This window comes from Mesorhizobium sp. (genome assembly GCF_017306585.1).
Lineage (GTDB): Bacteria > Pseudomonadota > Alphaproteobacteria > Rhizobiales > Rhizobiaceae > Mesorhizobium.
This window is the reverse complement of record NZ_JAFKIC010000376.1, coordinates 1-2,064: the sequence shown is the minus strand read 5'-3', so window position 1 is coordinate 2,064 and position 2,064 is coordinate 1. Positions and strand designations below refer to the sequence as shown.

Genomic DNA, 2,064 nt, shown 5'->3' with positions numbered 1-2,064 from the left:
CCTGCCGGCATCTTCTCCCCGTATAGTGACGGGGAGAAGGGGCTGACCGCAACGACGGCACTTCGATCTGCAACGTTGACGATTGGCGAAATCGGCCGTGCCAGCGTCCTTCTCCCCGTCACTATACGGGGAGAAGTGCCCGGCAGGGCGATGAGGGGCAGCGCTGACCTTGGTCCGTGAGTGCCCATCCTAGACCTTTCTGACAACCGCCCTTCCATCCGCGCCTACACCAATCACAACACGGTCGCCCGAAACGATCCCGCCAATCCCGCACACCACCAGCGGCATGCTGATCCCGTAGAGAAACTCGGCGACGATGGCGCCCACCGCCAGGATCGGGTCCGGCCGCTCCAGCAAAATAGCGGCTGGCGCCGTGCCCCGCCGGATCGCTTCGGCCAGCACCGAGGACGAGGATGACGAGCCGCGCCCGCTCGGCATGACCAGGATTTTACCGGCGACGCTCTGGCCAAGCCCTGGATGCGAATGGTCAATGATTTCACCGGTCTCGGCGTCAATACCGCCCCAGAAGCTGAGCGGTTGCTCGAACACCAGCGCCACGCCTTCCGTTTCGCCGACAAGTTGGAAGGTGCCCAGCCGTTCGACGTCTCCGGTTTCCGCTGGCCGCGTCATGTCCCACCCCGCACGACATGGCCCACCGCCGCCGAGCGGATGCAATCCTTCATCTCGGCGAAGGCCACCGTCACGCCGATATTGCCCGGCGCGTAATGCGCCCATTTGCCGGAATTGGTCATCACCACGCCATCGAGGTTTTCGAGGATCGAGGTGACATAGGTGCAGGTGTCAGCGACCGGGATAAGCCCGAACGCTTCCGTGCCATCAAGCACGCCCTCGTCCCGTAACCGCGTCAGTGTCGCACGCCCGGTGTTGACGTAGATCGGAATGCCCCTGCCCGGTGCGACTTCGCGCAGCATGGGCAACAGCCGCATCCATTCCTCATGCGAGAAATGCGGCGTGCCCAGCGATACCGCCGAGAGCGGCGCGCCATCCTGCACGCCGGACAGCCTGGCCAGCGCCTGATCGATGTCGGCGCGCGTGACGCGGATCGTCTCTTCCGGCGCGTGGCCGTGAAACGCCTCATTCAAAGTCCGCGCTTCCGGCGTGATGCCGACGGCATGAAACAACGCCACTGCCCCGGTCGTCGCGGCCGCCGCGCCGAGCGCTTTGAGCTGATCCTCGTCACGCGGCTTCGGCAAGCCTGAGATCACCGGAACACGGTCGCCGCTGGCTTGCCCGACGATCAGCCCGGCGCCGACGAACAGGCTGTCGCTCGGCTCGGCTCCGGCCGCATCCATCTCGAACAGGATGCGACCGCGCCGGTTTTCGCCGAGATGCAGGCCCCAGGCTGGCGCACGCCCGGTCATGGCGCAGCACAGGTCGATGAAATCGCCATAGCGGTTGGTGCGCGCGCCGATCACCGAATTGGCGAAGACGATGGCGTTCGATTCGCCCCAGGCGATCTGCTGGCCGAAGTCAGGCCGGAAGCGCGTCTGGTAGGGCGCGCAGGTGAAGGTCGCCTGACAGCCGAGCTCCAGATGCGCCTTCATCAGCCGCCGCGCCGGTGCTTCCTCGGCCGCCGGCATCTTCACCATGCCGGGGTGGATAAGGTCGAACGAGCCGACATTGAGCGTCGTCGGCACTTGCACGCGCCCGCCGCCCTCGACCAGACGCTCGACGAAATCGAGCCCGGCCTTGCCGTGGTAGAGACAGCCATCGATATGGGCGCCTGAAATGTCGAGCAGGCTTTCCGCGCCCACGGCATTGGAAAAGGCGACCAGGATTTTCATCGCCGCGGCAGCGGACGGCCCTTGCCCGCCATTGAGCATGGACCGGTCGCGTGTGCTCAGTTCCAGGATCATAGCTCTCCAGCCACTTGCTCGATCGTACGGCGGGACAGCGCCCCCCTCTGCCCTGCCGGGCATCTCCCCCACTTGGGGGGAGATTGGTAGCTTCGGCCCTGGCGCCCATTTCCTAACGTTGGAGATTTGCGAAAGCAGTGATGACAGTCAATCTCCCCCCTCGTGGGGGAGATGTCCGGCAGGACAG

The 2,064-nt window shown here is 65.2% G+C and carries 2 protein-coding genes; both read right to left on the bottom strand.

Annotation, left to right across the window (positions count from 1 at the left end):
• Positions 1 to 189 precede the first annotated feature (189 nt).
• Positions 190 to 630 carry a DUF126 domain-containing protein gene (locus tag J0I79_RS34970; protein ID WP_292870755.1) on the bottom strand — a complete coding sequence of 147 codons (441 nt, stop codon included), beginning with the start codon at positions 628 to 630 and terminating at the stop codon, positions 190 to 192.
• Entirely contained in the window at positions 627 to 1,877 is a 1,251-nt protein-coding gene (locus tag J0I79_RS34965; RefSeq protein ID WP_292870752.1) for an aconitase X, read from the bottom strand. Before J0I79_RS34965 ends, J0I79_RS34970 begins: the two co-directional genes overlap by 4 nt.
• Between the last annotated feature and the right edge of the window lie 187 nt (positions 1,878 to 2,064).